The organism is Rhodococcus sp. APC 3903 (genome assembly GCF_030407755.1).
Taxonomy (GTDB): domain Bacteria; phylum Actinomycetota; class Actinomycetes; order Mycobacteriales; family Mycobacteriaceae; genus Rhodococcus_F; species Rhodococcus_F erythropolis.
Genome location: NZ_JASDCV010000075.1, coordinates 1 through 1890, shown reverse-complemented (window position 1 = coordinate 1890; position 1890 = coordinate 1). Strand labels below are relative to the sequence as shown.

Annotated in this window: 2 protein-coding genes; both read right to left on the bottom strand. The window is 62.1% G+C overall.

Annotation, left to right across the window (positions count from 1 at the left end):
* A partial coding sequence (locus tag QMA15_RS32540; protein WP_290289288.1) for a glutaredoxin domain-containing protein occupies positions 1 to 73 on the bottom strand: 73 nt, incomplete at its 3' end.
* Positions 74 to 640: 567 nt separating this feature from the next.
* Positions 641 to 1890 (bottom strand): chromosome partitioning protein ParB (locus QMA15_RS32535; RefSeq protein WP_290289287.1); only part of this gene is annotated, 1250 nt, incomplete at its 5' end.

Sequence of the window (1890 nt, the reverse complement as noted above, 5' to 3'; positions counted from 1 at the left end):
CCGCTTTGTCGAGTGCGCGGTACGTGGCATTGCATTGCACACATGCGGGCTTGGTGTATACGGTGATCGCCATTTTCATTCCCCCTCGTCGGTGATTCTTTATTGATTTCATTCTATCGAACAATTCGATATAAACCAATACTTTCGCGGGTATTTCTTCGATTAGTTTCCGCTTTCGTTAATGACATATTCAATCGTTTTCACATTCTTTCTCTAATGCCGAGCGATGGCATACGCAGCTACTTTCATGCGTTCTACCTGCATTTTCTCCTCCTCCCCCGGCATGTGCCGATATTCTTGTCTCGGCGGGAGTGAGTCAAGGTGAGTGTAGGAAAAAATATCGTAGCGCCGTTGTTCGAGCGTGCGAGTGGCGCGTGCGGATATTATTTCTGGAGCGGCCTTGATGCGCGAGTGCCGGGATAGAAGAATGTTCACACCGGGGCGGGTAGGTTCTTATCCTTGCGCTTTGTCGTGGTTCGTGGCCGGCGGCCGGGTGATTTCTCGCGGGTCTGTGGTGGTGTCCGCATTCCGCCCTTCCGGTCCGCCGGTGGCTCTGACCGCCGGCCGAGGGCGGAAGGTGCGGGGCGGAAGGGCGGACGATCCCCAACCCTTTCGGGTCGGGGATCGCCGCTTCATCGGGTCAGTCGATCGCGACCTCGTCGATGGTGAGCTGTCCGGTAATGATTTCCTCGACGGCGGCGAGGGTGTAGCCCTGTCCCATCAGGAAACTGAGGTACCGGTCGGCGTTGCGCGGCTTGGATCGCCATGCGTCTTTGACCATGCGGGACTCTTGGGCGGCGAGCACCAGCGCGAGGGTGAGGACCTGGGCGCGGGCTTCGGTCGCTTTCGCTGCGAGCGCTGCCATGTCCTTGCCGGGGTAGACGCTCGGAAAGCCCATCAGCTCTGCCAGGACTTCCCCGGCCTTGTGCTCGGTCAGCAAGTGCGGGTCTTGCGCGATCGTCGTTGCGACGTAGGCCGCTGCCGCCCCCGGCGGGGTCTTACGAGCCAGCAAGCTCGTGCGCAGAAACTCGCGCCGAACGGTGGTCGCGGACTCGGCCTGCTTGTTCAGCTCCCGGACTCGTCGCCGTTCCTGCTTGTCCTTCGCTTCCCGCTCGCGCTGGCGACGTGCAGCCTCGGCGGCGCGTTCCTCGTCGGTGAGTTCACCCTCGGCCGTCTCTCTGGCTTCGGGGGCTGCGGCGTGGGCTGCTTCCATGACCGGTGTGAGTGCCAACCCTGCGCCCTGGTGGTCGTGGCAGAAGTACTCTGCCGTCCACTCTTCGCGCCACTCCGCACTGTTGGCGTGCCGGAGTCCTTCGGCCGGTACGGCGTCGTCGTCCTCGGCGGTGTCCCAATCGATATCGTCCTCGTCCACCGGGTTTCCGGTCGCGGTGTCGCACAGCACATCCTCCTGAACGAGAACCACGGACCAGAACTGCGGCGCGGCGTCGATCAACTCCTGTGTGACCTCGCCGCCGTCTGCGGTCAACAGATCTGCCGGGGTCAGCGCGGACCTGTGATCCGGTGCAGCCGCGAGAACGGTGAATCCCTTCTCTGCATACGGGGCGGCGGTCAGTGCGTATGCCGCTTCCTCGGCTCGCTGGTCCCGGATGCGTTGGGCGGTGTAGGTGAAGTTGTACGGTCCCGTCTTCAAGAGCATGTCGACGGCTTCGGTGTCTCCGGCTTCCTCGAACTCGGCCACTACTGCGGCTTGCTCGAGGTCGAGCTGTCCGGCGTCCAGGGCGGTGCGGGCTGCCTCGGCTTTCCCTACCGCTGCTTGGGCTTTGACGTCCTTTTTGTTCATCGCGAGGGTCTTGGAGACCTTCGTGATGGATGCACCGAATTCGAGCATCTGCGCAACTCCTCGGGTGTGCTGCGCTGCGGTCAGCCCTT